At 62.1% G+C, this 23,433-nt stretch carries 19 protein-coding genes and 1 tRNA gene; 3 read left to right on the top strand and 17 right to left on the bottom strand.

The features are described 5' to 3' along the window. The first annotated feature begins 936 nt into the window (after positions 1-936). Complete coding sequence (locus DEJ54_RS13140) at positions 937-1,287, top strand: tyrosine-type recombinase/integrase (RefSeq protein ID WP_224873279.1); 351 nt, start codon at positions 937-939, stop codon at positions 1,285-1,287. A gap of 55 nt (positions 1,288-1,342) precedes the next feature. On the opposite strand, the gene DEJ54_RS13135 is transcribed toward DEJ54_RS13140, so the two are convergent. Then, positions 1,343-1,427, bottom strand: a tRNA-Leu gene (locus tag DEJ54_RS13135). Between the two features lie 185 nt (positions 1,428-1,612). Between DEJ54_RS13135 and lipB the strand changes: the two genes are divergently transcribed. Together lipB and ggt are read left to right on the top strand one after the other, a co-directional pair. Beyond that, positions 1,613-2,335 carry a lipoyl(octanoyl) transferase LipB gene (gene lipB / locus DEJ54_RS13130; protein ID WP_113154969.1) on the top strand — a complete coding sequence of 241 codons (723 nt, stop codon included), beginning with the start codon at positions 1,613-1,615 and terminating at the stop codon, positions 2,333-2,335. Positions 2,336-2,562: 227 nt separating this feature from the next. Continuing rightward, positions 2,563-4,356, top strand: coding sequence for a gamma-glutamyltransferase (gene ggt / locus DEJ54_RS13125; RefSeq protein WP_113154968.1), 1,794 nt, complete (start codon positions 2,563-2,565; stop codon positions 4,354-4,356). 653 nt (positions 4,357-5,009) lie between these two features. On the opposite strand, the gene DEJ54_RS13120 is transcribed toward ggt, so the two are convergent. The 16 genes from DEJ54_RS13120 to nuoF form a co-directional block, all read right to left on the bottom strand. Beyond that, positions 5,010-5,696, bottom strand: coding sequence for an ABC transporter ATP-binding protein (locus DEJ54_RS13120; RefSeq protein WP_113154967.1), 687 nt, complete (start codon positions 5,694-5,696; stop codon positions 5,010-5,012). After that, entirely contained in the window at positions 5,696-7,009 is a 1,314-nt protein-coding gene (locus tag DEJ54_RS13115; RefSeq protein ID WP_113154966.1) for a lipoprotein-releasing ABC transporter permease subunit, read from the bottom strand. The genes DEJ54_RS13120 and DEJ54_RS13115 overlap by 1 nt, the downstream gene beginning before the upstream one ends. 83 nt (positions 7,010-7,092) lie before the next feature. Beyond that, positions 7,093-8,427, bottom strand: coding sequence for a proline--tRNA ligase (proS, locus tag DEJ54_RS13110; RefSeq protein ID WP_113156262.1), 1,335 nt, complete (start codon positions 8,425-8,427; stop codon positions 7,093-7,095). A 570-nt stretch (positions 8,428-8,997) separates the two neighbouring features. Then, on the bottom strand, positions 8,998-9,267 hold the full coding sequence (locus DEJ54_RS13100; RefSeq protein ID WP_113154964.1) for a DUF1467 family protein: 270 nt from the start codon (positions 9,265-9,267) through the stop codon (positions 8,998-9,000). Positions 9,268-9,276: 9 nt separating this feature from the next. Beyond that, complete coding sequence (gene mce, locus DEJ54_RS13095; protein ID WP_113154963.1) at positions 9,277-9,681, bottom strand: methylmalonyl-CoA epimerase; 405 nt, start codon at positions 9,679-9,681, stop codon at positions 9,277-9,279. A 59-nt stretch (positions 9,682-9,740) separates the two neighbouring features. After that, on the bottom strand, positions 9,741-11,444 hold the full coding sequence (locus DEJ54_RS13090; RefSeq protein WP_113154962.1) for a ribonuclease J: 1,704 nt from the start codon (positions 11,442-11,444) through the stop codon (positions 9,741-9,743). A gap of 13 nt (positions 11,445-11,457) precedes the next feature. Then, positions 11,458-12,282, bottom strand: coding sequence for a biotin--[acetyl-CoA-carboxylase] ligase (locus tag DEJ54_RS13085; RefSeq protein WP_113154961.1), 825 nt, complete (start codon positions 12,280-12,282; stop codon positions 11,458-11,460). Between the two features lie 3 nt (positions 12,283-12,285). Continuing rightward, positions 12,286-13,722: an NADH-quinone oxidoreductase subunit NuoN gene (gene nuoN / locus DEJ54_RS13080; protein WP_113154960.1), complete on the bottom strand. Its 1,437-nt coding sequence runs from the start codon at positions 13,720-13,722 to the stop codon at positions 12,286-12,288. Positions 13,723-13,737: 15 nt separating this feature from the next. Further along, the gene (locus DEJ54_RS13075) at positions 13,738-15,252 is read right to left on the bottom strand and encodes an NADH-quinone oxidoreductase subunit M (protein WP_113154959.1); all 1,515 of its coding nucleotides are present in this window, start codon (positions 15,250-15,252) and stop codon (positions 13,738-13,740) included. A gap of 3 nt (positions 15,253-15,255) precedes the next feature. After that, positions 15,256-17,241 (bottom strand): NADH-quinone oxidoreductase subunit L, encoded by a 1,986-nt coding sequence (gene nuoL / locus DEJ54_RS13070; protein ID WP_113154958.1) that lies wholly within the window; start codon positions 17,239-17,241, stop codon positions 15,256-15,258. Between the two features lie 10 nt (positions 17,242-17,251). Next, a complete protein-coding gene (gene nuoK / locus DEJ54_RS13065) occupies positions 17,252-17,560 on the bottom strand; it encodes an NADH-quinone oxidoreductase subunit NuoK (RefSeq protein WP_025030250.1) in 309 nt (102 codons plus the stop codon). A 5-nt stretch (positions 17,561-17,565) separates the two neighbouring features. After that, entirely contained in the window at positions 17,566-18,186 is a 621-nt protein-coding gene (locus DEJ54_RS13060) for an NADH-quinone oxidoreductase subunit J (protein ID WP_113154957.1), read from the bottom strand. Positions 18,187-18,409: 223 nt separating this feature from the next. Further along, complete coding sequence (gene nuoI, locus DEJ54_RS13055) at positions 18,410-18,901, bottom strand: NADH-quinone oxidoreductase subunit NuoI (RefSeq protein ID WP_113154956.1); 492 nt, start codon at positions 18,899-18,901, stop codon at positions 18,410-18,412. Positions 18,902-18,944: 43 nt separating this feature from the next. Beyond that, positions 18,945-19,988, bottom strand: coding sequence for an NADH-quinone oxidoreductase subunit NuoH (nuoH, locus tag DEJ54_RS13050; protein WP_113154955.1), 1,044 nt, complete (start codon positions 19,986-19,988; stop codon positions 18,945-18,947). Positions 19,989-19,994: 6 nt separating this feature from the next. Continuing rightward, positions 19,995-22,076 (bottom strand): NADH-quinone oxidoreductase subunit NuoG, encoded by a 2,082-nt coding sequence (nuoG, locus tag DEJ54_RS13045; RefSeq protein WP_113154954.1) that lies wholly within the window; start codon positions 22,074-22,076, stop codon positions 19,995-19,997. A 49-nt stretch (positions 22,077-22,125) separates the two neighbouring features. Beyond that, complete coding sequence (gene nuoF, locus DEJ54_RS13040) at positions 22,126-23,430, bottom strand: NADH-quinone oxidoreductase subunit NuoF (protein WP_113156261.1); 1,305 nt, start codon at positions 23,428-23,430, stop codon at positions 22,126-22,128. Positions 23,431-23,433: the final 3 nt, after the last annotated feature.

The following is a 23,433-nucleotide window of genomic DNA, read 5'->3' as shown; positions in this document are numbered from 1 at the left end:
AGCGCCGCGCCTGCGGGCACGGTGCGGTCCATGTAGTTTCCTTTCTGGTGATGAGTTCAGATGAGAGAGCCGCGTCATTAAGGCGCGATGCATTCGATACGCTTCTCTCAGGCGGCGTTGCCTGCCACCCTGTTCGGGCTCCAAGGGGCACCGCAGCCCCCTGTAAGCAAGCGCTTCCCAACGTCACCCTGCAGGGGGATTCCCACATTTGGGTGATTGGAATACTCTACCCGTGCTGGCGGGGCGAAGAATCTGGGGCTCTTCTGAGAGATAGGCGGGGTCTTTTACCCTATCCACCTGCCAGCGCCTTCGTGATCCATAATTGTCGGGTGTGCTAAAGCACCGTTCAACCGAGCAATCGCAGTGCCTACGTTGCGGTCGCTAGCCCGTTCCTGCACTGCTCCCCGCAGACGGATAGTCGGGCAGCATCCAGTACGTTACAGCCCACTCTGCCCCGCCGAATGGAGCCCCAACTCAACAAACATTCGGCGGGGATCTTTCCGACACCTGAGCGTCGGCATTACGCGATCACACCAATGGTGCGATCACGTCACTTTGCTACCTTGGATTGCCGGCGAGCGAATTTAATCGCACTTGAAGCCCCTAGCTTGAAGACGTGAATTAGAACGCCCTCGCTCGTCGGCGCACGCCCCTTTTTCCTCACGTAAATTGACAGAGGCAGAAGCAAGGAAGGAGCACAGCAAGGCCAGTTCGTGACACGCGCCAAATTGCCTGCTAATGCGCACCAACGGTCATGAGAGCGGGGATACTACGTGACAGCGGACATTCAGGCAGCAGGAGCGCCAAAATCAAAGCTTAGAACTGATATTCAAGCCTTACGGGGTTAGCGTGCCCCCATCGGGTGGTCCAGTTTGCGGGGATCCGAGCAGCATTGAAGCGCTACGCTGGACGCCTCTCAAGAAAGGCTCCACCGAGGTGTCGATTCCCCTGCTGGCGCCATTGAAAGACGCCACGCGCGCAATGAAGGTGCAGGGCACAACATATGTGCTTGGTCGGGGTGCAAAGCCCTTTGCCAGCGGAGACAGCATCTCGGCCATGTTCAAGCGCTGGTGCAAGGATGCCGGACTGGCTCACCTCTCCGCTCACGGCGTCCGTAAGGGGCTTGCAGAACTCCTCGCGGAGCTGGGCTGCAGCCAGTACGAGATCATGGCAATATTGGGCCATTCAGAAGCGAAAACGAGTGAGGTTTACACCCGGCGCGTGGAGCGCTGGAAGCTGGCCAAATCAGCAATAGAGAGGATCAATGTGTCCCACGCATGGGTCTGACGTGGGACACTTTCGCGCCCAAGCCATTGAAAACCATACTCTTTGGGAGAGAACTTGGTGCGGTCGAGAAGACTCGAACTTCCACGGGTTGCCCCACAGCGACCTCAACGCTGCGCGTCTACCAATTCCGCCACGACCGCACGTAGCTGGAGGCCGGTTCGTCACCGGCAACGGGCATGTAGCAAATCGGTTTTCGGGAGACAAGCGACTTCTCGAAAAAGACGCAAAAAAAGATGCTCATGCACATCTTCAAGCCGAGACTGGACCCGAGCGCCCATTATCGCCATATGAAACAGGTGATTTCAGTACCTGATGGGATGAGAAAATGAGCGAACGCGGCCAGATCGACACCGTATTCCTGCCGCGCGAGGATGCCCCGCCGGTGGAATGGCGAATCGAACCGGGTCTCACCGACTACGAAACCGCCGTTTCCTTCATGGAAGAGCGCGCCGGGCTGATTCGTGACGGCAAGGCCAGAGAGCTTGTCTGGCTGGTCGAGCACCCGCCTCTCTACACCGCCGGCACCAGCGCCAACAGCGAAGACCTGCTCGAAGCCCATCGCTTCCCCGTCTACAAGACCGGGCGCGGCGGCGAATACACCTATCATGGCCCCGGCCAGCGTGTGGTCTATGTGATGCTTGATCTGAAGACGCGCCGCGAAGACATCCGCGCCTTCATCGCCGCGCTGGAAGCCTGGATCATCGGCGCGCTGACGCGCTTCAACGTGACCGGCGAGCGGCGCGAGGACCGGGTTGGCGTGTGGGTCGCGCGACCCGACAAGCCGCCCCTGCCCGGCGGCCTGCCCGCAGAAGACAAGATCGCCGCCATAGGCATCCGCCTGAGGCGCTGGGTGAGCTTTCACGGCATCTCGATCAACGTTGAGCCGGAACTGGCGCATTTCGGCGGCATCGTGCCCTGCGGCATCAGCGGCTATGGCGTCACCAGCCTGGTCGACCTCGGCCTGCCGGTGACCATGGACGATGTGGACCTGGCGCTGAAAGCCGCTTTCGAGGACGTGTTCGGTCCGGCCGAGAAATCCACGGACTGAGCACTTGCAGCGCGCGCGCCTTGGTCGGGATGCGTTTGGTCTGCGTGTTTTGCAATCTGGGCCATTTCCACCGCACGGAAAAATGCTCTAGCGTTCACCGGTCAAAGCAACTGGTTCGTCTGCCGGGCTTGTGCGCCCGCGCAAACGGCCGTTGAGGGATCGAGAGCGTTTTCTACTCGGGGCTCCGGCTGGCCGGGCCCATGGCGCTCTCATGGAGGAGCGCCAAGATGCGATTATCACATACCTTCGGGGCCGTTGCCCTTTTGTCATCGCTCACCGCCGGGCTCACCGCCGGACTTGCCGCCGGCAGCGCGATGGCACAACAGACAACCAAACAGGCGGCCGATGCCCAGGCCCCTGAGATAGCCAGCGGGCTTAGCGAAAAGAAAACCGTTCACGCCAGGGAACAGATGGTGGCGGCGGCCAACCCACTGGCCGCGCAAGCGGGTCTCGACGCACTGCGCAAAGGCGGCACTGCCGCTGACGCGCTGGTGGCGGTGCAGACCGTGCTCGGCCTCGTGGAACCGCAATCCTCCGGCATTGGCGGCGGTGCGTTTCTGGTCTGGTACGATGCGGCCAGCGGAAAGGTGACGACCTTTGACGGGCGCGAAACCGCGCCTGCGGCCGCAACCCCGGAGCTCTTTCTGGACGACAAGGGCGAGCCACTTCCCTTCTTTGACGCCGTGGTGGGTGGACGCTCGGTTGGAGCGCCGGGCGTGGTGCGCCTGATGGAAACCATCCACACCCGCGCGGGCAAGCTCGAATGGGATGCGCTGCTCCAGCCGGCAATCCGGCTTGCTTCAGAGGGTTTCACCGTCTCGCCAAGGCTTCACACGCTGATCGAGGGTGACAAGGGCCGGCTCGACACGCAGGCGACTGCCCGCGCTTATTTCTATGACAAGGACGGCAATGCGCTGGCTGTCGGCTCGGTTCTCAAGAACCCGGACTATGCGGAGACGCTGAAGACCATCGGCAAGGAGGGCGCGGACGGCTTCTACAAGGGCAAAATCGCCGAAAAGATCATCGCTGCGGTGAAGGCGCATGACGGCAATCCCGGCCTGCTCTCGCTTGAGGATCTGGCCGCCTATGAGGTGAAGGAGCGCGAGGCCGTGTGCGCCCCCTATCGCGGGCTCGACGTCTGCGGCATGGGACCGCCCTCCTCCGGCGCGCTGACCGTCGGTCAGATACTTGGCATGGTGTCGGAGTTCGATCTGGAAACGCTCGGCCCGGACGATCCGGAGACCTGGCGCATCATCGGCGATGCAACGCGCCTCGCCTTTGCCGACCGCGGCCGCTACATGGCGGACAGCGACTTCGTGAAGATGCCGAAGGGCCTGCTTGATGCGCATTATCTAAAAGACCGCGCCGCCCTGCTTCGCCGCCCGACGGCGCTTGGCGCAGATGACGTGAAGGCCGGCGACCCGCCATGGGACAAGGCGGAGCTGCGCATTGACGGGATGAGCTTCGAACAGCCCTCGACCTCGCATTTCGTGATCGTGGACAAGGATGGCAATATCGCCTCCATGACGACCTCGGTGGAAAGCGCCTTCGGCTCACGCCAGATGGCGGCCGGCTTCATTCTCAACAACCAGCTCACCGATTTCTCGTTCAGGCCGGAAGCCGATGGCGAGGCCGTGGCCAACCGTGTGCAGCCCGGCAAGCGGCCGCGCTCGTCCATGTCGCCGACCATCGTGCTTCAGGACGGCAAGCCGCTTTATGCGCTGGGCTCGCCCGGCGGCAGCAACATCATTCCCTATGTGACCAACACGATCATCGCGCTGGTGGACTGGAAGATGAACATGCAACAGGCAATCGACCTGCCACATCTGACGAACCGGTTCGGCACCTATACGCTCGAAGCGGGAACGCCAGCCGAGGAATTCAAGGCTGACCTCGATGCGCTTGGCTTCAAGACATCCATCGGCGACCTGAACTCGGGCCTGCACGGCATCACCATCACGCCACAGGGGCTGGAAGGCGGAGCCGACCCGCGCCGCGAAGGCGTTGCGATGGGCGATTGAGCCCGGAAGTTCCAGGAAAGGCGCGTCACCGCCGGGAAGCCATGAGGCATTTTCTGACGGGAAGCGTATCAGAGAGGCGGGCCTTCCCGCCTCTTTTCATTTGGGCCGAACGCAACTGCCACGATGACAGGAATCGGCGAACACGGCGGTACGCTCAGCGCGCATCCGCAAAGGGATATCAGATCGCGCCGATGAAGACGGCGGCCATCATGATGAAGGAGCTGACTGCAACGAGCGAGACGACATCCTGAAAAAGATCGGTCATTTATCTCTCCTGATCACTTTATAAACCCTTTATGTTCTATTTATGTTCCATCGTCAAGCACGCAGAACAGCTCACACGGAGCGCCCGGATGTTAAGGTTGACGTGGCGTTAATCGCTTAGCCGGGTAGCACCTGGTGCGCCCGCGAGAAGGCGCGGCGTTTAGGGGCGGTCCTGGGCGCTTCAAGGGCAAAAGAAAACCGCACTGCACGGGCAGCGCGGTTTGTGGCCGGTTCGTCATTTCGGGAAGCGCCGTCGGATCGTGGCGCAGCCATTTTCAGATCGATCGTCTGGAGCATTTCCGCTTTTCGTTGAATCGCGAAAATCCCCCAACTCATTGTTTTACGCAATTCCGGACGGAAAACCGGTTCCCACTTTTCCTGGAATTGCTCTAGCGCTTCCAGGCGGTGACCTTGCCGCCCTCCAGCGTAACCACACGGTCCATGCGGGCGGCGAGTTCGTGATTGTGGGTGGCAATCAGCGCGGCCAGTCCCGACTGGCGCACAAGCGCCTCAAGCGCATCGAACACATAGCCAGCCGTCTTGGGATCCAGATTGCCGGTCGGCTCGTCCGCCAGAAGCACGCGCGGTGCATTGGCGACGGCGCGCGCAATGGCGACGCGCTGCTGCTCGCCGCCCGAAAGCTCGGCCGGACGGTGGCTGCCGCGATGGCCGACGCGCAGATAGTCGAGCAACTGGCTGGCGCGCGTTTTGGCCTCGGCCGGGTCCATGCCCGCCACCATCTGCGGGATCATCACATTCTCCTCGGCGGTGAATTCCGGCAGGAGATGATGAAACTGGTAGACAAAGCCGATCTCGTTGCGGCGGATGGCGGTGCGCGCATCATCGGAAAGACGGCCGCAGGCCTGGCCGGCGACAATCACCTCGCCCGCATCCGGCGCTTCCAGAAGGCCCGCCAGATGAAGGAGCGTGGACTTGCCGGCACCGGAGGGAGCGACAAGCGCCACCATCTCGCCCGGCCGCAGGGTGAAGCCCGCATCCTTGAGAATGGTGAGACGGCCCTCACCCTCGCTGTAACTGCGCTCAATGCCCTTGAGTTCGAGAATAGGCGCGGCCATCAGTCATACCTCAGTGCTTCGACCGGATCGAGCCGCGAGGCGCGCCAGGCCGGGAAGAGCGTTGCCACGAAAGACAGGGCGAGCGCCATGACGATGACGGAAACCGTCTCGCCGGCTTCCATCTTTGCCGGCAACTGGCTCAGGAAATAAAGTTCCGGATCGAAGATCGTGGTGCCGGAGAGCCAGGAGAAGAACTGGCGGATCGATTCCACGTTCCAGCAGATGACGACGCCCAGAACCACACCCGCAGCAGTGCCGGCCACGCCGATGGCCGCGCCCGTCATCAGGAAGATGCGCATGACGGAACCACTGGTCGCGCCCATGGTGCGCAGGATGGCAATGTCGTGCCCCTTGTCCTTCACCAGCATGACGAGGCCGGAAATGATGTTCAGCGCCGCCACGAGAACGATCATGGTCAGGATCATGAACATGACGTTCCGCTCCACTTCGAGCGCGGAGAAGAAGGTGCTGTTGCGCTGCCGCCAGTCGGACAGGAGAACGGGCCGCTGGGCGGCCTCCTCCACCTGCGCGCGCATGGCCGCGACCGCGTCGGGATCGTCGACGAACAGCTCGATGGACTGCACCAGTCCCTCGGCGTTGAAATAGAGCTGCGCTTCCTGCAGCGGCATATAGATGATCGAGGCGTCATATTCTGACATGCCCACCTCGAAGGTGGCGGCAATCGGATAGGTCTTGACGCGCGGGGTCGTGCCAAAGGGTGTGACATCGCCCTCGGGCGCGACGAGGGTGACGGAATCACCCACCGTCAGGCCCAGATTTTCCGCCATGCGCGAGCCCATGGCGAGCCCCTCGCCCGTGGCGAAGCCCACCAGAGAGCCGTCCTTGATATTGCTCGACACCAGATCGAGCCGCGACAGGTCGTCTGCGCGCACACCGCGCACCACGGCGCCGGTTCCAGCGCCGCTGCGACCTGAAACGAGCACCTGCCCCTGCACCATGGGCAGGGCGATCTGAACGCCCTCCACGCCCTCAATGCGCTTTGCGACAGCCTCATAATCCGTCATGGGCATGTCGACGGGCTGCACGATCAGATGACCGTTGACGCCCAGAATGCGGGTGAGGAGTTCGGCGCGGAAGCCGTTCATGACGGCCATGACCACGATCAGCGTGGCCACCCCCAGCATGATGCCGACAAAGGAGATGGACGCGATCACCGAGATCACGGTCTCCTTGCGGCGCGAACGCAGATAGCGCCAGGCAATCATGCGCTCGAAGCGGGAGAACGCTCCTGCCCCCTTCGGCTTTGCTGGCGCGCTCTGTGCGGCTGCCTCGCTGGTGGCGGCTTCACTCATGTCTTGACCTCAAAGGCATTTACGCTGGCGGGCGCGCGGCTGCACGCCCGGACCGGGCCCGAACCGGGATTGCGTTTGCTGCGTCATGCAGCGCCCTGCTGGCTCAGGCGGTTCACCACGGCATCGAGCGTGAGCGATTCACGCTCGCCGGTGGCGCGATTCTTGATTTCCACCTCGCCACTGGCGACGCCGCGCGGTCCGACGATCACCTGCCAGGGCAGACCGATCAGATCGGCGGTGGCGAACTTGCCGCCGGCGCGCTGGTCGGTATCGTCGTAGAGCACGTCCTTGCCGGCCGCCTGGAGCTTCTCGTAGAGCTCTTCGCAGACGCGGTCGCAGGCCTCGTCGCCCGCCTTCATGTTGATCAGGCCGACATCGAACGGCGCGACGCTCTCCGGCCAGATGATGCCGTTCTCGTCGTGGCTCGCCTCGATGATCGCCGCAAGAAGGCGGCTCGGGCCAATGCCGTAGGACCCCATGGAAACGCAGTGCTCCTTGCCATCCGGACCGGTGACGGTCGCGTTCATGGGCTCGGAATACTTGGTCCCGAAGTGGAAAATATGGCCGACCTCGATACCACGGGCAGAAACTTTCTCGTCCTCGGCAATCGCGTCCCAGGCGGCCTCGTCATGCATCTCGTCGGTGGCTGCATAAGGCGTCGTCCAGGTGGTGACGATGTCGGCGATTTCCGCATCGTTTGCGAAGTCGACATCCGCGCCGGGCACCTGAAGCTCAAGGAACTCCTTGCGGCAGAACACCTCGCTCTCGCCGGTGGAGGCGAGAATGATGAATTCGTGGCTCAGATCACCGCCGATGGGGCCGGTGTCGGCGCGCATCGGGATCGCCTGCAGGCCCATGCGACCGAAGGTGCGCAGATAGGCAACGAACATGCGGTTATAGGCGGCCCTCGCCCCCTCGTAATCCAGATCGAAGGAATAGGCGTCCTTCATCAGGAACTCGCGCGAGCGCATGACGCCGAAGCGCGGACGCACCTCGTCGCGGAACTTCCACTGGATGTGGTAGAGGTTGAGGGGCAGATCCTTGTAGGACTTCACATAGGACCGGAAAATGTCCGTCACCATCTCTTCATTGGTGGGGCCATAGAGCATCTTGCGCTCATGCCGGTCGGTGATGCGCAGCATCTCCTTGCCGTAATCGTCGTAGCGACCACTTTCCATCCACAGATCGGCCGACTGGATGGTCGGCATGAGGATTTCCTGCGCACCGGCGCGGTTCTGCTCCTCACGGATGATCTGGTTCACCTTGTCGAGGACGCGCTTGCCCAGCGGCAACCAGGAAAAGCTGCCAGCACCCTGCTGGCGGATCATGCCGGCACGCAGCATCAGACGGTGCGAGACGATCTCGGCCTCGCGAGGGGTTTCTTTCAAGATAGGCAGGAAGTAGCGCGACAGTCGCATAAACGCATCCATTCAGGCGGCTCTGGGGAGCCTGTTCGGAATCAAAGAGAGAAGTGGCTCAAGGCCGCTGTCTTAACGATTTCATAATGAATTGAAAAGCCGCCGACACAACCGCTCACGCGTTGGGGTCGCAGGCTCACATGTTCAAGACAGCGAAATGATAACAATGCATTTCAAACGCAATTTTCCTCGTGACATTTCGTCTCAACTTGCTCTATGGTGCGCTCCCATAACAAGAGGTTGAAGCGCAAATTCAACCTCATTACGCGGTCAAAGTCTTGGGAGGATGCGGTCCAGGCGCGGTTACACGCAGCCGCCGACGATGATACGGCAAAAGGATCGGACGCGTTGAGTTTGCAAGGCCTCTGGCCTTGCTTTTTTTTTGGGGCTTACGCGGCGTAAAGGCCCGTTTCCCGACATGTTCCCGAAAAATCGATACGCGTGCCCTACCGTTTTCGGCAGCGTTTCAGGCGCGGCAATGATGGCGCATCAGGCCGTGCGGAGCCCCTCCTCCGGGCAAACCGGAAGAGCCTGCTGGTCTGGCAGAGAAACGACCGGACCTGTACGCGATCAGTCGAAGGTGGGGACGAGGCGCGGAATGTCGTCAAACGAATAGCCAAGCCCGCGCGTGACGAAGACCAGCACGCCGCAAATGACAATCGCGATGATGGTGGTGCGGATCAGGGCGCGCAGCATATGCGGCCCGCGCGGCGCGCTGGCCGTGGTGCCGAGCGTGACCTCGCCATCCTCATCCTGCGTGCGCAGGCCGAACGGCAACGCGATGAAGAGCACCGTCCACCAGACGATGAAGAATACGGCGAGAAGAGAAACCCAGCCCATCTGAAAACCTCAAACCTGTTCGAGCTCGACGAGCGTGCCGGCGAAATCCTTCGGGTGCAGGAAGAGCACCGGCTTGCCATGGGCGCCGATCTTCGGTTCGCCGTCGCCGAGAATGCGCGCACCATCCGCCTTCAGGCGGTCGCGCGCGACGATGATATCTTCCACCTCGTAGCAGAGGTGATGCATGCCGCCATCAGGGTTTCTGGCCAGGAAAGCGGCAATCGGCGAATCTGCGCCCAGCGGCTCCAGAAGCTCGACCTTGGTGTTGTCCAGTTCGACAAAAACCACGGTGACGCCGTGCCCGGGCAACGCCTGCGGCGCAGAGACCCGCGCCCCAAGCGTATCACGGTAAAGCGCGGTTGCCCTGGCAAGATCGGGCACGGCGATTGCGACGTGATTGAGCTTTCCGAGCATCGGCTTCGTTCTTTCCATCCGGGCAAAAGGGGCAGTCGCCCTGCCCCTTGTCCCTTAAGTTACTGCGTGACGAACACCGTCACCATGGGCTTTTTGCCCCATGCGGCGTTTGCGGCGTTGCGTACCGCGCGGCGCGCGGATTCCGACACCATGTCGAGATCCTTGCGGCGGTTGCGCGGAATGCTGCGCACGGCGCCAATGGCGGCGTCCAGCATGATGTCCTCAAGCGTTTCGCCTTTTGCGTCGCGCTCGGCCACGCCGATGGCGACAATGTCCGGATCGCCATCCAGATTGAGCCGGTCATCGAGCACGATGTTGATGGCCACATGGCCCGCATAGGAGAGCTTGCGGCGATCACGAATGCCCATCTCCTCCTCGTCACCGAGAAGGCGGCCATCCTTGAAGAAGCGGCCATGCCGGGCTTCGCCGATGATCTCGGCGGGTCCGGGCGCAAGCCGCACGATGTCGCCATTGCGCACCTGAGCGACCTCGGGGATGCCCTCCATGGAGCCGAGCGAGCCCTGCGCCACAAGATGCGCGGCTTCGCCGTGAACGGGCACGAGTATCTGCGGGCGGACCCACGAATACATGCGCTTCAGTTCGCTGCGGCGCGGATGGCCGGAAACATGTACCAGCGCGTCATCATCCTCGATGATCTTGATGCCCATCTCGATGAGACGGTTCTTGGTTTCCAGAACCGCCTTTTCGTTGCCGGGAATGAGGCGCGAGGAATAAACGACCGTATCGCCGGCTGCGAGCGCGACATTGCGCATCTCGTCCCGGGCGAGCTTGGCGAGTGCTGCGCGGTTTTCGCCCTGGCTGCCGGTGCACAGGACCACGACCTTGTCGCGCGGCACGTGCTGGAACTCATCCTCGTCCAGATATTCCGGCAGGCCGTCGAGATAACCCAGATCTGTCGCCACATCGATGACGCGCTTCATGGAGCGGCCAAGCACCAGAAGCTGGCGACCGGCGTCGCGCGCGGCCTCGGCGATGGAGCGGATGCGCCCCACATTCGAGGAGAAGGTGGTGACGACGACCCGGCCGGCAGCCGCTTCGATGACTTCCTTCAGCCCCTCGCCCACCGCCTGCTCGGTGGGGGATTCGCCCTCACGCATGGCGTTGGTGGAATCGCACATCAGCGCCAGCACGCCCTCGTCGCCGACGGCCCGGAAGCGCGCCTCGTCCGTCTTGGGGCCGATGGCGGGTGCGGGATCGATCTTCCAGTCGCCCGTGTGAACGAGCGTGCCGAGCGGCGTGGTGATCACCAGCGAAACCGGCTCGGGAATGGAGTGCGCTACCGCAATCGCCTCGATGGCGAACGGTCCGACCTCGAACTTTTCACCGGCCTTGAAAATCTTCACCGGCACGTCGGGCGCCCAGGATTCCGACTGGCGCTTGGCCTCCAGAAGCCCCGCGGCGAACGGCGTCATCCACACATCGGTCTTCAGGCGCGGCCACAGATCAAGGATCGCGCCGTAATGGTCTTCATGGGCATGGGTGATGATCATGCCGCGCAAACGGTCGATCTCGCCTTCGATGAAGCTGATATCGGGGAGAACGAGATCGACGCCCGGAAGCTCCGGCCCCGGGAAGGTAACGCCGCAATCGACAATGATCCATTCGCGCTTGGCGGCCGGGCCGAAGCCGTAAAGGCCGAAATTCATGCCGATCTCGCCGACGCCGCCGAGCGGACAGAAGACCAGTTCGGCCTTCTTCAGATCTTCGCTCACGGTCGTCTCTTTCTTGCTGGAACGCGCCATGGGTCCCTTTCTCTTAATCTGCCTGTGCCGAGGCGACCGCGCCGAAATGCACGTCGCCCGCTGCAATTCTCAATAATGAACCGTCCGCCTCGCGGATGACGAAGCGACAGGCTTCGTCGATGGTTTCGAATGTACCGCGCGCCACACGTCCATCGACACGGATGGACACCTGCGCGCCAAGCCCGGCTGCCCGGGTGAGCCAGCGCTTGCGAATGGCTTCAAGCCCGCGCCCGGCATTCCAAAGACGAACGTTATCGACCCAGGCGTCGGAAAGCGCAAGGAAGAGATCGCCCGCATCCCCTTTGAAACCAAGCGCTTTGAGCGAGGTTGCCGGATAGGGTGTGTTTTCCGGGTGGGCGACGACGTTGACGCCAATGCCCACGGCGATGGCGAAGCGCCCATCGGGGAGGATGGACGATTCGAGCAGGATGCCCGAGAGCTTCGCCCCTTCGGCCAGAACATCGTTTGGCCATTTGAGCGCAAAGCGCCCGCCCGGAAGATCGCCGCCATCGGCAGCGACCGCAATGCGCTGTTCGGGAACGACAGCGAAAAGTGCGTCTGAAAGTGCAAGGCCTGCCACGAAACCAAGCGTGGCGGCGGTGGCCGGCTCGAAATGGCCGACCGTCAGGAGCGTTGCTGCAAGATTGCCGGGCGGTGTGGACCATTCGCGGCCGCGACGCCCTCGCCCGCTCTCCTGACGGGATGAGACGACCCAGAGATCGCCTCCATCGCCGGCGCGCGCATGTTCGAGCGCCAGCGCATTGGTGGAGCTGACGCTCTCATGGGCCTCCAGCCGATAGCCGGCTGCTGCTGCCGAAGGCGCCAGACGAAAGGCCATGACCTAGAAGAAGGTCTTTGCGGCAGCCTCGGCAATGCGGCCGACGGGGCCAGCGATCACGGCATAGAGCAGGACGAATGCGCCCGACAGGAGCATGACGAAGCGCAGCTCGCCTGCCATCGGCTGGAACGCACCCGAGCTCTCGTCGAACCACATGATCTTGATGACGCGCAGATAGTAGAACGCGCTGACCACGGAAGCGACGAGACCGATCACGGCGAGCGGATAAAGCCCGGCCTGAATGGCGGGAAGGAACACGAACCACTTGCCCCAGAAGCCCGCGAGCGGCGGAATGCCGGCCAGCGAGAACATGAGGATGGTCATGACCGTCGCCATCATCGGATTGGTGGTCGACAGACCTGCCAGATCGTCGATCTGCTCGACATTGGCGTCGTTGCGGCGCATCGCCAGGATGACGGCAAAGGTGCCGAGCGTCATGGCCAGATAGATCAGCATGTAGATCGCAACACCGGCAACGCCTGCTTCCGAATTGGCGGCAAGGCCGACCAGCGCGTAACCGACGTGACCGATGGACGAATAGGCCATCAGACGCTTGATGTTGCGCTGACCGATGGCGGCGAACGCGCCCAGAACCATGGAAGCGATCGACACGAAGATGATAATCTGCTGCCAGTCGCTGGCAATCGGCTCGAACGCGCTCATGGTGACGCGCACCAGAAGCGCCATGGCGGCCATCTTCGGCGCAGCCGCGAAGAAGGCGGTGACCGGCGTCGGCGCGCCTTCATAGACGTCCGGCGTCCACATGTGGAACGGCACGGCCGAAATCTTGAAGGCGAGACCGGCAAGCACGAACACCAGACCGAAGACGAGGCCAAGCTCGCGCTCCGCACCCGTCAGCGTTGCCGCGATGACGTCAAAGCCGGTGTTGCCGGTGAAGCCGTAGACCAGCGAGATACCGTACAGCATCATGCCCGAGGAAAGCGCGCCAAGCACGAAGTACTTGAGGCCGGCCTCGGTGGAACGGGCGCTGTCGCGGTTGATGGCGGCAACCACATAGAGCGCGAGCGACTGAAGCTCTAGGCCCATGTAGAGCGCGATCATGTCATTGGCCGAGATCATCAGCATCATGCCGAGCGTGGCCAGCATGATGAGAACCGGGAACTCGAACTTGTCGAACTTCTCGGCCTTGGCGAAACCGACCGACATGACCAGCGTCACGACCGAGCCGACCAGCGTCAGGATCTTCATGAAGCGGGCAAAGCCATCGCTCACGAAGGCCCCGCCAAAGGCGCGGCCATCGGCCGGGAACACGACCATCAGCGCGATCACGGCGACCAGAAGCGCGACCGCAAGACCGGTCACGGTGGAGTTGGCACGGGGGCCGGAAAAGACACCGACCATCAGGAGCGCCATAGCGCCCACCGCCAGAATCAGCTCCGGCGTTGCAAGGATCAGGCTTATCGTCAGATCAGGCGTCATTCGCTTTCGTTCCGTTTACTGCGCGGCAGCTGCTGCCGCTTCCCGTGCCATGTCGGCCGACAGGGAGACATTATTCACAAGCGCTTCGACCGAAACCGCCGTCGCATCGAGGAGCGGTGCCGGGTAGACACCGAAGAAGATCACCAGAACCACAAGCGGGTAGAGGATGAGCTTCTCACGCGCGGAGAGGTCGAGCATGCCCTTCAGGCTTTCCTTGGTGAGCGAGCCGAAGACCACGCGGCGATAGAGCCACAGTGCATAGGCTGCCGACAGGATCACGCCGGTCGTGGCGAAGAAAGCCACCCAGGTGTTGACCTTGAACACCGACAGAAGCGTCAGGAACTCGCCGACAAACCCGCTGGTGCCCGGCAGGCCCACATTGGCCATGGTGAAGATCATGAACACCGTGGCGTATTTGGGCATGTTGTTCACGAGGCCGCCATAGGCCGCGATCTCGCGGGTGTGCATGCGGTCATAAATGACGCCGACACACAGGAAGAGCGCGCCCGAGACCAGACCATGCGAGAGCATCTGGAAGATCGCGCCCTGCACGCCCTGCTCGTTCATGGCGAAGATACCCATGGTGACGAAGCCCATATGGGCGACCGACGAGTAGGCGATCAGCTTCTTGATGTCCTCCTGCATCAGCGCCACCAGCGACGTGTAGACGATGGCGATGACGGACAGCGCGAACACCAGAGGCGCAAGATCGATGGAGGCGACCGGGAACATGGGCAGCGAGAAACGCAGGAAGCCGTAGCCGCCCATTTTCAGGAGAATGCCCGCCAGAATGACCGAGCCCGCCGTCGGCGCTTCAACGTGCGCGTCGGGCAACCAGGTGTGGACCGGCCACATCGGCATCTTCACCGCGAAGGATGCGAAGAAGGCGAACCATAGCCAATATTGCATCCCCGACGGGAAGACGTGCGCGAGCAGCGTCGGAATGTCGGTCGTGCCGGCTTCCCAGTACATCGCCATCATGGCGATCAGCATCAGAACCGATCCCAGAAGCGTGTAGAGGAAGAACTTGAAGCTGGCATAAACGCGACGCTTGCCGCCCCACACGCCGATGATGATGAACATCGGAATGAGGCCCGCCTCGAAGAAGACGTAGAAGAGCACGATGTCGAGGGCGCAGAACACGCCGATCATGAGCGTTTCCAGGATCAGGAACGCGATCATGTACTCCTTGACGCGGTGCTCGACCGAATTCCAGCTCGCCAAGATACACAGCGGCATGAGGAAGGTCGTGAGGATGACGAACAGCATCGAGATGCCGTCGACACCCATGTGATAGGCAATGCCGGAACCGATCCACTCGCGCTTCTCGACCATCTGGAAGCTGGGCGTCGACGGATCGAAGCCAGCCCAGATGAAGAGCGACAGGACGAAGGTGAAGACCGTCGTCAAAAGCGCAACATTGCGAATGTTCCGGCGCGCACCTGCGCCATCCTCCCGGATAAGGAGGATCAAAAGCGCACCCACCAGCGGCAGGAAGGTGACCGTGGAAAGAATTGGCCAGTCGGTCATGGCTTAGAACGTGCCTCCGAGCATCATCCAGGTAACGAGGGCCGCAACGCCGATGAGCATGGCGAAGGCGTAGTGATAGAGATAGCCGCTCTGCAGCTTGACGATCCGGTTGGTCACATCGACCACCCGGGCCGAAATTCCGTCCGGGCCGAGGCCGTCGATGACGGCGCCGTCGCCCTTCTTCCAGAGGAAGCGGCCAAGGCGCATCGCCGGGCGAACGAACAGGAAGTCATAGAGCTCGTCGAAGTACCACTTGTTCAGCAGGAATGCGTAGAGACCGCTGAACTGCTTGGCGAGCCGCTTCGGACGCTCGGGCGAACGGATGTAGTAGACCCAGGCGACGTAGAGGCCGAGAAGCATGGCGACGAACGGAGCAAGCTTCACCCAGACCGGAACATGGTGGAACTCTTCCAGCATGTGGTTGCCCGGCAGCGTGAACAGGGCACCCTTCCAGAACTGGTCATAGGCATCGCCGATGAAGAAGCCCTTGAAGGCAACGCCTGCGAACAGGGCACCGGCGGCCAGGATGAACAGCGGCACCAGCATGACCAGCGGCGATTCATGAACATGGCTCATGACATCGGCGGAAGCCCGCGGCTTGCCATGGAAGGTCATGAAGATCAGACGCCAGGAATAGAAGCTGGTGAACACGGCTGCGATGGTGAGCATGACGAAGGCGAACATCGCGAAGTAGTTCTGGCCCGCGAACGCACCTTCGATGATGGCGTCCTTGGAGAAGAAGCCTGCCGTGCCGATGACCGTCATCGGGATGCCCACGCCGGTCAGCGCGATCGTGCCGATGATCATCATCCAGTAGGTCTGCGGGATCAGCTTGCGAAGGCCGCCCATCTTGCGCATGTCCTGCTCGTCGGAAACGGCGTGGATGACCGAACCGGAACCAAGGAACAGCAGAGCCTTGAAGAAGGCGTGCGTGAACAGGTGGAAGATGGCCGCGCTGTAGAAGCCCGTGCCCAGCGCCACAAACATGTAGCCAAGCTGCGAACAGGTCGAATAGGCAATCACGCGCTTGATGTCGTTCTGCACCAGACCGACGGTCGCGGCGAAGAAGGCCGTAAAGGCGCCGACGAAGGTGACCACGGTGAGCGCGGTGTGCGACAGTTCAAAGACCGGCGACAGGCGCGCAACCATGAAGACACCGGCGGTGACCATGGTAGCGGCGTGAATGAGTGCGGAAACCGGCGTCGGGCCTTCCATGGCGTCCGGCAGCCAGGTGTGCAGCGGCACCTGCGCCGACTTGCCCATGGCGCCCATGAACAGAAGAAGACACACGGCCGTCAGCGCCCCGCCCTTGTCGAGCGCGTAGCCGAGGAAGGTCAGGACAGGTTCGCCCGCTTCCGCGCCTTCAGCCGGCAGATAGGTCGCGGCGTTGGCGAAGATGGTGCTGAAATTGACCGAGCCGAACAGCATGTAGATGCCGAAGATGCCGAGCAGGAAGCCGAAGTCACCAACGCGGTTGACGACGAAGGCCTTCATTGCGGCGGCATTGGCCGAGGGCTTTTTGAACCAGAAACCGATCAAGAGGTACGAGGCAAGACCAACGCCTTCCCAGCCGAAGAACATCTGCACCAGATTGTCGGAGGTCACCAGCATGAGCATGGCGAAGGTGAACAGCGACAGATAGGCGAAGAAGCGCGGCCGATGCGGGTCGTGATGCATGTAGCCGATCGAGTAGATGTGCACCAGCGCCGACACCGTGTTGACCACGATGAGCATGACGGCGGTGAGCGTGTCCACGCGGATCGCCCAGGACACATCCAGATTGCCCGAGGTGATGAAGGAAAGAAGCGGAACGGTGAACGCCTCGCCGCTGCCCAGAGCCACCGAGAAGAAGGCCACCCAGGACAGAAGCGCGGTGATTACCATCAGGCCGCTTGTGATCAGCTCGGAAGCCTTCGCGCCGATGGAGCGGCCGAACAGCCCGGCGATCAGAAAGCCGATAAGCGGGAGAAATACGATCGCTTGATACATGGCCGTATGCTCAGCCCTTCATCATGTTGATGTCTTCGACGGCAATGGTGCCGCGGTTGCGGAAGAAGACGACGAGAATGGCAAGGCCAATCGCGGCTTCCGCCGCCGCGACGGTGAGAACGAAAAGCGCGAAAACCTGGCCGACCAGATCTCCAAGAACCGAGGAGAAGGCGACGAAGTTCAGGTTGACCGCAAGCAGGATGAGCTCGACCGACATCAGGATGATGATGACGTTCTTCCGGTTGAGGAAGATGCCGAACACGCCGAGCGTGAACAGGATCGCCGAGACGGTCAGATAGTGTGCAATGCCGATTTCCAGCATGATCAGATTCCCTCGCCCGTTTCGACTTTCTTGATCTCGATCGCCGTCTCAGGGGTGCGCGCCACCTGGGCAGTGATGTCCTGCCGCTTGACGTTTTCCTTGTGGCGCAGCGTGAGCACGATGGCGCCGATCATGGCGACCAGCAGCACCATGCCGGCGATCTGGAAGTAGTGGATGTAATCCGTGTAGAGGATATCGCCGAGCGCTGCCGTGTTGTGGCGCACATCGATCGGCGGCGTCGGCTGGGCGACCTCGCCTGCGATCTCCGGCGCGAATGCATAACCGCCGAGAACGACGATCAGCTCCGCAGCCAGGATGATGCCCACCAGCGCGCCGACCGGAGCATATTGCAGCGCACCGCGCTTCAGCTCCGCGAAGTCCACATCCAGCATCATGACGACGAACAGGAACAGCACGGCAACCGCGCCGACATAGACGACCAGCATGATGAAGGCCAGAAATTCAGCGCCCGTAAGAAGGAAGAGACCGGCCGAGTTGAAGAACGCGACGATCAGATAGAGCACCGAATGCACGGGATTGCGCGCGGAAATGACCATAAAGGCCGCCGCCACGGTTAGGAAGGCGAACAGATAAAAGAAAATCGCCTCAAGTCCTGTCAGCATGGTTCCCTCGGTACCTAGCTAGCCTGCCGAAGCATAACGCCCGGCTTCTGCGATCCGCCCGGCCAGGCCGAGCGTCAAATTAGCGTGTTCCTAGACTGCAAGCCGGCTTGCGTGAAGCCGGCTGCCGCCTGCGAATTAGTCTCGATGCCCCGATCCGAATGCGGATCGCCTCGAGCGGGGCAGCTGTAGACGGGCGCCCTGCCCCCGTCCACGGGTCAAACCGTCACCGGTATGGTGCGTCCAGCGCGATGTTGCGCGCCAGCTCTCGCTCCCACCGGTCGCCATTGGCGAGCAGCTTGTCCTTGTCGTAGTAAAGCTCTTCGCGCGTTTCCGTCGCGAATTCGAAGTTCGGCCCCTCGACGATGGCGTCGACCGGGCAGGCCTCCTGACAGAAGCCGCAATAGATGCACTTCACCATGTCGATGTCGTAGCGCACCGTGCGGCGGGTGCCGTCATTGCGGCGCGGACCGGCCTCGATCGTGATGGCCTGCGCCGGGCAGATGGCCTCGCACAGCTTGCACGCGATGCAGCGCTCTTCACCATTGGGATAGCGGCGCAGCGCATGTTCGCCACGGAAGCGGGGGCTCACCGGACCTTTTTCATGCGGGTAGTTCAACGTGTATTTGGGCGCGAAGAACTGGCGCATGGACAGGATGACAGCCCCGACGAACTCTTTGAGAAGCAGCGATTTCGCGGCCTGAGCAAGCGCAGTCATCGTTTTTCTCCGAAACGCGTTTCAGATTGGGTGATGGCCATGGTCATGCCATCCCCGTGAATTTCAGGAAGGCCGCGGTTGCGACAACCATGAACAGCGACAGCGGCAGGAACACTTTCCAGCCAAGGCGCATGAGCTGGTCGTAGCGGTAGCGCGGGACAAAGGCCTTCACCAGCGAGAACATGAAGAACACGAGGCAGACCTTGAGGGTGAACCAGATGACGCCCGGCACCCAGGTGAAGGGAGCGAAGTCGAACGGCGGCAGCCAGCCACCCAGGAACAGGATGGTGGTGAGCGCGCACATCAGGACGATGGCCACATACTCGCCCAGGAAGAAGAGCAGGAACGGCGTCGAGGAGTACTCGATCATGTGACCGGCCACGAGCTCCGATTCCGCTTCGACCAGATCGAAGGGCGGACGGTTCGTCTCGGCAAGAGCGGAGATGAAGAACACGATGAACATCGGGAACAGCACGAGCCAGTTCCAGTCGAGGAACGAGTTCGGCAGGCCGACCATGGTGCCAAGACCGGTGCCCTGCGACAGGACGATGTCCGTCAGGTTGAGCGAGCCGACCGTGAGCAGGACTGTGACCATCACGAAGCCGATGGAGACTTCGTAGGAGACCATCTGCGCCGCCGAGCGCAGCGCGCCGAGGAACGGATATTTCGAGTTCGAGGCCCAGCCGCCCATGATCACGCCGTAAACCTCGAGCGAGGCGATGGCGAAGACATAGAGTATGCCGATGTTGACGTCGGCAATGGCCCAGCCTTCCGCGACCGGGATCACCGCCCAGGCCGAAATGGCGAGCACGGCTGCAACCATCGGCGCGAGCAGGAAGACGCCCTTGTTGGCGCCGGACGGAATGACCGGCTCCTTGAAGACGAACTTGAAGAGGTCGGCAAACGCCTGGAACAGCCCCCACGGACCGACCACGTTCGGACCGCGACGACGCTGAACGGCCGCCCAGATCTTACGGTCGGCGTAGAGGATATAGGCGACGAAAACCAGCAGGATGACGATCATCGCCACCGACTGCAGAAGGATCAGAAGCCCCGGAAGGACGTAGGTTGAAAAGAAGGTATCCATTCGTCTCTACTCGGCCGCCTGTTTCAGTTCGCCACGCGCCAGCGCCGAACATTCGGCCATGACGGCCGACGCGCGGGCAATCGGATTGGTCAGATAGAAGTCCTTCACCGGCGAGGTGAAGGGAGCCTTGGTCAGACGCCCGCCAAGCCTGGCGAGCTTCTCGATAGCAGCCGGATCGGCCGGAGCGACCGTGTCGATGGCTGCGAAATGCGGGAATTCGGCATAAAGCGCGGCGCGCAGGGCAGCCAGCGAGTCGAACGGAAGCCTGTGGCCAAGCACATCGGACAGCGCCCGAAGAATGGCCCAGTCTTCCTTTGCCTCGCCCGGTGCGAAACCGGCGCGGTTGCCCATCTGCACCCGGCCCTCGGTGTTCACATAGGTGCCGGACTTCTCCGTATAGGTGGCTGCCGGCAGGATGACATCGGCGCGGTGTGCGCCGGCGTCACCATGGGTGCCGATGTAAACGGTGAAGGCGTCGCCGATGGCGTTCATGTCGATTTCGTCAGCGCCGAGCAGGAAGAGCACATCCAGTGCGCCCATCATACCGTTCACGTCCTTACCGCCCTTCTCCGGCACGAAGCCGAGGTCGAGGCCGCCGACGCGGGCTGCCGCCGTGTGCAGAACGGCAAAACCGTTCCACTCGTCGGACACGGCGTTGACGGAACCGGCGAGCTTGGCTGCAAGACCGAGAATGGCTGCGCCGTCGGTGCGGGCCAGAGCCCCCTGCCCGACCACGATCATCGGCCGCTTTGCCTTCTTCAGAACGGAAGCGAACTTGCCCTTGCCGTCGACCAGCTCCTGCAGCGTGTCCGCTCCAGTGCCGAGCATGTCGTAATCGTAACGCAGGTCACCCATCTCGCCGATCACGCCGACCGGGAAGTCGCCCATGCGCCAGCGCTTGCGGATGCGGGCATTGAGAACCGAAGCCTCGAAGCGCGGATTGGCGCCGACGATCAGAAGCGCGTCGGCATCCTCGATGCCTTCGATGGTCGGGTTGAACACATAGCCTGCACGGCCAAGCGCCGGATCGAGTGCAGCACCATCCTGACGGCAATCGTAGTTCGGGGAACCGAGCGACTGCATCAGCGCCTTGAGCGCGTACATTTCCTCGACAGCTGCCAGATCGCCGGCAATCGCGCCGATCCTGTCGGACGTCGTTGCGGAAACGGCCCTGGCGATGGCGTCGAACGCCTCGCCCCAGGAGGCCGGCTGCAGACGGTTGTCCTTGCGCACATACGGACGGTCGAGGCGCTGCGTGCGCAGGCCGTCCCAGATGAAGCGCGACTTGTCGGAGATCCACTCCTCGTTCACCGCCTCATTGATGCGCGGCATGACGCGCATGACTTCACGGCCACGCGTGTCGACGCGGATGGCCGAGCCGACTGCATCCATCACGTCGACGGACTGGGTCTTGTTCAGCTCCCACGGACGCGCCTGGAAGGCGTAGGGCTTGGAGGTCAGCGCTCCGACCGGGCAAAGGTCGATCACGTTGCCCTGCAGCTCGGACGTCATTGCGTGCTCGAGATAGGTGGTGATCTCGGCATCCTCGCCGCGGCCGATCAGGCCAAGCTCGGAAATGCCGGCCACTTCGGTGGTGAAGCGAACGCAGCGCGTGCAGTGAATGCAGCGCGTCATGATCGTCTTCACGAGCGGTCCGATATATTTGTCTTCGACGGCGCGCTTGTTTTCCTTGTAGCGCGAAGAATCCACGCCAAAGGCCATCGCCTGGTCCTGCAGATCGCACTCGCCGCCCTGATCGCAGATCGGGCAATCGAGCGGATGGTTGATGAGCAGGAACTCCATCACGCCTTCGCGGGCCTTCTTGACCATCGGCGTGTTGGTGAACACTTCCGGCGGCTCGCCATTGGGGCCGGGACGCAGATCACGCACGCCCATGGCGCAGGATGCGGCCGGCTTGGGCGGTCCGCCCTTCACTTCCACCAGACACATACGGCAGTTGCCGGCGATCGACAGACGCTCATGAAAACAGAAACGCGGCACCTCCGCGCCCGCCTCTTCGGCGGCCTGCAGCAGCGTGTAGTGATCGGGAACCTCGATCTCCGTGCCGTCGACTTTCAATTTTGCCATGGTCGCTGTCCGCTTGCCTCTCGCCCCTTCCGGAGCAAAATCTTCACTCTTATTCCGCTGCCACCAGTGCCGGCTGCACCTGATGACCATTGCGGGTGAATTCGTCGATACGCCGCTCGATTTCCGGGCGGAAATGACGCACGAGACCCTGGATCGGCCATGCAGCCGCATCGCCAAGGGCGCAGATCGTGTGTCCTTCCACCTGCTTCGTCACGTCGAGCAGCATGTCGATTTCGTGTTTCTGGGCCTGGCCGACGACCAGACGCTCCATCACACGCCACATCCAGCCGGTGCCTTCACGGCACGGCGTGCACTGGCCGCAGCTCTCGTGCTTGTAGAAGTAGGAAAGCCGCGCAATCGCCTTCACGATGTCAGTGGACTTGTCCATGACGATCACGGCGGCGGTGCCCAGACCCGACTTCAGCTCGCGCAGGCTGTCGAAGTCCATCGGCGTGTCGATGATCTCGTGCGCCGGCACCAGCGGCACCGAGGAGCCACCCGGAATGACCGCGAGGAGATTGTCCCAGCCGCCGCGAATGCCCCCGCAATGGCGTTCGATCAGCTCGCGGAACGGAATCGACATCTCTTCTTCCACCGTGCACGGCGTGTTCACGTGACCGGAGATGCAGAAGAGCTTCGTGCCCTTGTTGTTCTCACGCCCGAAGGAGGAGAACCAGGACGCGCCGCGGCGCAGAATGGTCGGCGCAACGGCGATGGATTCGACGTTGTTCACGGTCGTCGGGCAGCCATAGAGACCGACATTGGCCGGGAATGGCGGCTTGAGACGCGGCTGGCCCTTCTTGCCTTCAAGGCTTTCGAGCAGCGCGGTTTCCTCACCGCAGATATAAGCGCCGGCGCCGTGATGAACGAAGACGTCCATGTCCCAGCCGCACTTGTTGTTCTTGCCCAGAAGGCCCGCGTCGTAGCACTCGGCGATGGCGCGCTCGAGCGCCTCGCGCTCACGCACGAACTCGCCACGCACATAGATGTATGCGGTGTGCGCGCCCATGGCGAAACCGGCGATCAGGCAGCCCTCGATCAGCGTGTGCGGATCGTGGCGCATGATGTCGCGGTCTTTACAGGTACCCGGCTCCGACTCGTCGGCATTGACGACGAGGTAATGCGGACGGTCGCCCGGCTCTTTCGGCATGAACGACCATTTGAGACCGGTCGGGAAGCCGGCGCCACCGCGCCCGCGCAGGCCCGAAGCCTTCATCTCGTTGATGATCCAGTCGCGGCCCTTGTCGACCAGTCCCTTCGTGTTGTCCCAGAGGCCGCGCGACTGCGCGCCCTTCAGCGAACGGTCGAACTGGCCGTAGATATTGGTAAAGATGCGGTCCTTGTCAGCGAGCATGGC

This window comes from Nitratireductor sp. OM-1 (assembly GCF_003296175.1).
Lineage (GTDB): Bacteria > Pseudomonadota > Alphaproteobacteria > Rhizobiales > Rhizobiaceae > Nitratireductor > Nitratireductor aquimarinus.
Note: the sequence above shows the minus strand (reverse complement) of the source record. Positions and strands in the feature narration are given on the sequence as shown.

Coding starts and splice junctions, on each gene's coding strand:
- nuoH (WP_113154955.1), bottom strand. CDS start 19,988: ATGGATACCTTCTTTTCAACCTACGTCCTTCCGGGGCTTCTGATCCTT.
- nuoL (WP_113154958.1), bottom strand. CDS start 17,241: ATGTATCAAGCGATCGTATTTCTCCCGCTTATCGGCTTTCTGATCGCC.
- nuoI (WP_113154956.1), bottom strand. CDS start 18,901: ATGACTGCGCTTGCTCAGGCCGCGAAATCGCTGCTTCTCAAAGAGTTC.
- DEJ54_RS13120 (WP_113154967.1), bottom strand. CDS start 5,696: ATGGCCGCGCCTATTCTCGAACTCAAGGGCATTGAGCGCAGTTACAGC.
- mce (WP_113154963.1), bottom strand. CDS start 9,681: ATGCTCGGAAAGCTCAATCACGTCGCAATCGCCGTGCCCGATCTTGCC.
- DEJ54_RS13075 (WP_113154959.1), bottom strand. CDS start 15,252: ATGACCGACTGGCCAATTCTTTCCACGGTCACCTTCCTGCCGCTGGTG.
- ggt (WP_113154968.1), top strand. CDS start 2,563: ATGCGATTATCACATACCTTCGGGGCCGTTGCCCTTTTGTCATCGCTC.
- nuoN (WP_113154960.1), bottom strand. CDS start 13,722: ATGACGCCTGATCTGACGATAAGCCTGATCCTTGCAACGCCGGAGCTG.
- lipB (WP_113154969.1), top strand. CDS start 1,613: ATGAGCGAACGCGGCCAGATCGACACCGTATTCCTGCCGCGCGAGGAT.
- nuoG (WP_113154954.1), bottom strand. CDS start 22,076: ATGGCAAAATTGAAAGTCGACGGCACGGAGATCGAGGTTCCCGATCAC.
- DEJ54_RS13060 (WP_113154957.1), bottom strand. CDS start 18,186: ATGCTGACAGGACTTGAGGCGATTTTCTTTTATCTGTTCGCCTTCCTA.
- DEJ54_RS13090 (WP_113154962.1), bottom strand. CDS start 11,444: ATGGCGCGTTCCAGCAAGAAAGAGACGACCGTGAGCGAAGATCTGAAG.
- proS (WP_113156262.1), bottom strand. CDS start 8,427: ATGCGACTGTCGCGCTACTTCCTGCCTATCTTGAAAGAAACCCCTCGC.
- DEJ54_RS13115 (WP_113154966.1), bottom strand. CDS start 7,009: ATGAGTGAAGCCGCCACCAGCGAGGCAGCCGCACAGAGCGCGCCAGCA.
- DEJ54_RS13085 (WP_113154961.1), bottom strand. CDS start 12,282: ATGGCCTTTCGTCTGGCGCCTTCGGCAGCAGCAGCCGGCTATCGGCTG.
- nuoF (WP_113156261.1), bottom strand. CDS start 23,430: ATGCTCGCTGACAAGGACCGCATCTTTACCAATATCTACGGCCAGTTC.
- DEJ54_RS13100 (WP_113154964.1), bottom strand. CDS start 9,267: ATGGGCTGGGTTTCTCTTCTCGCCGTATTCTTCATCGTCTGGTGGACG.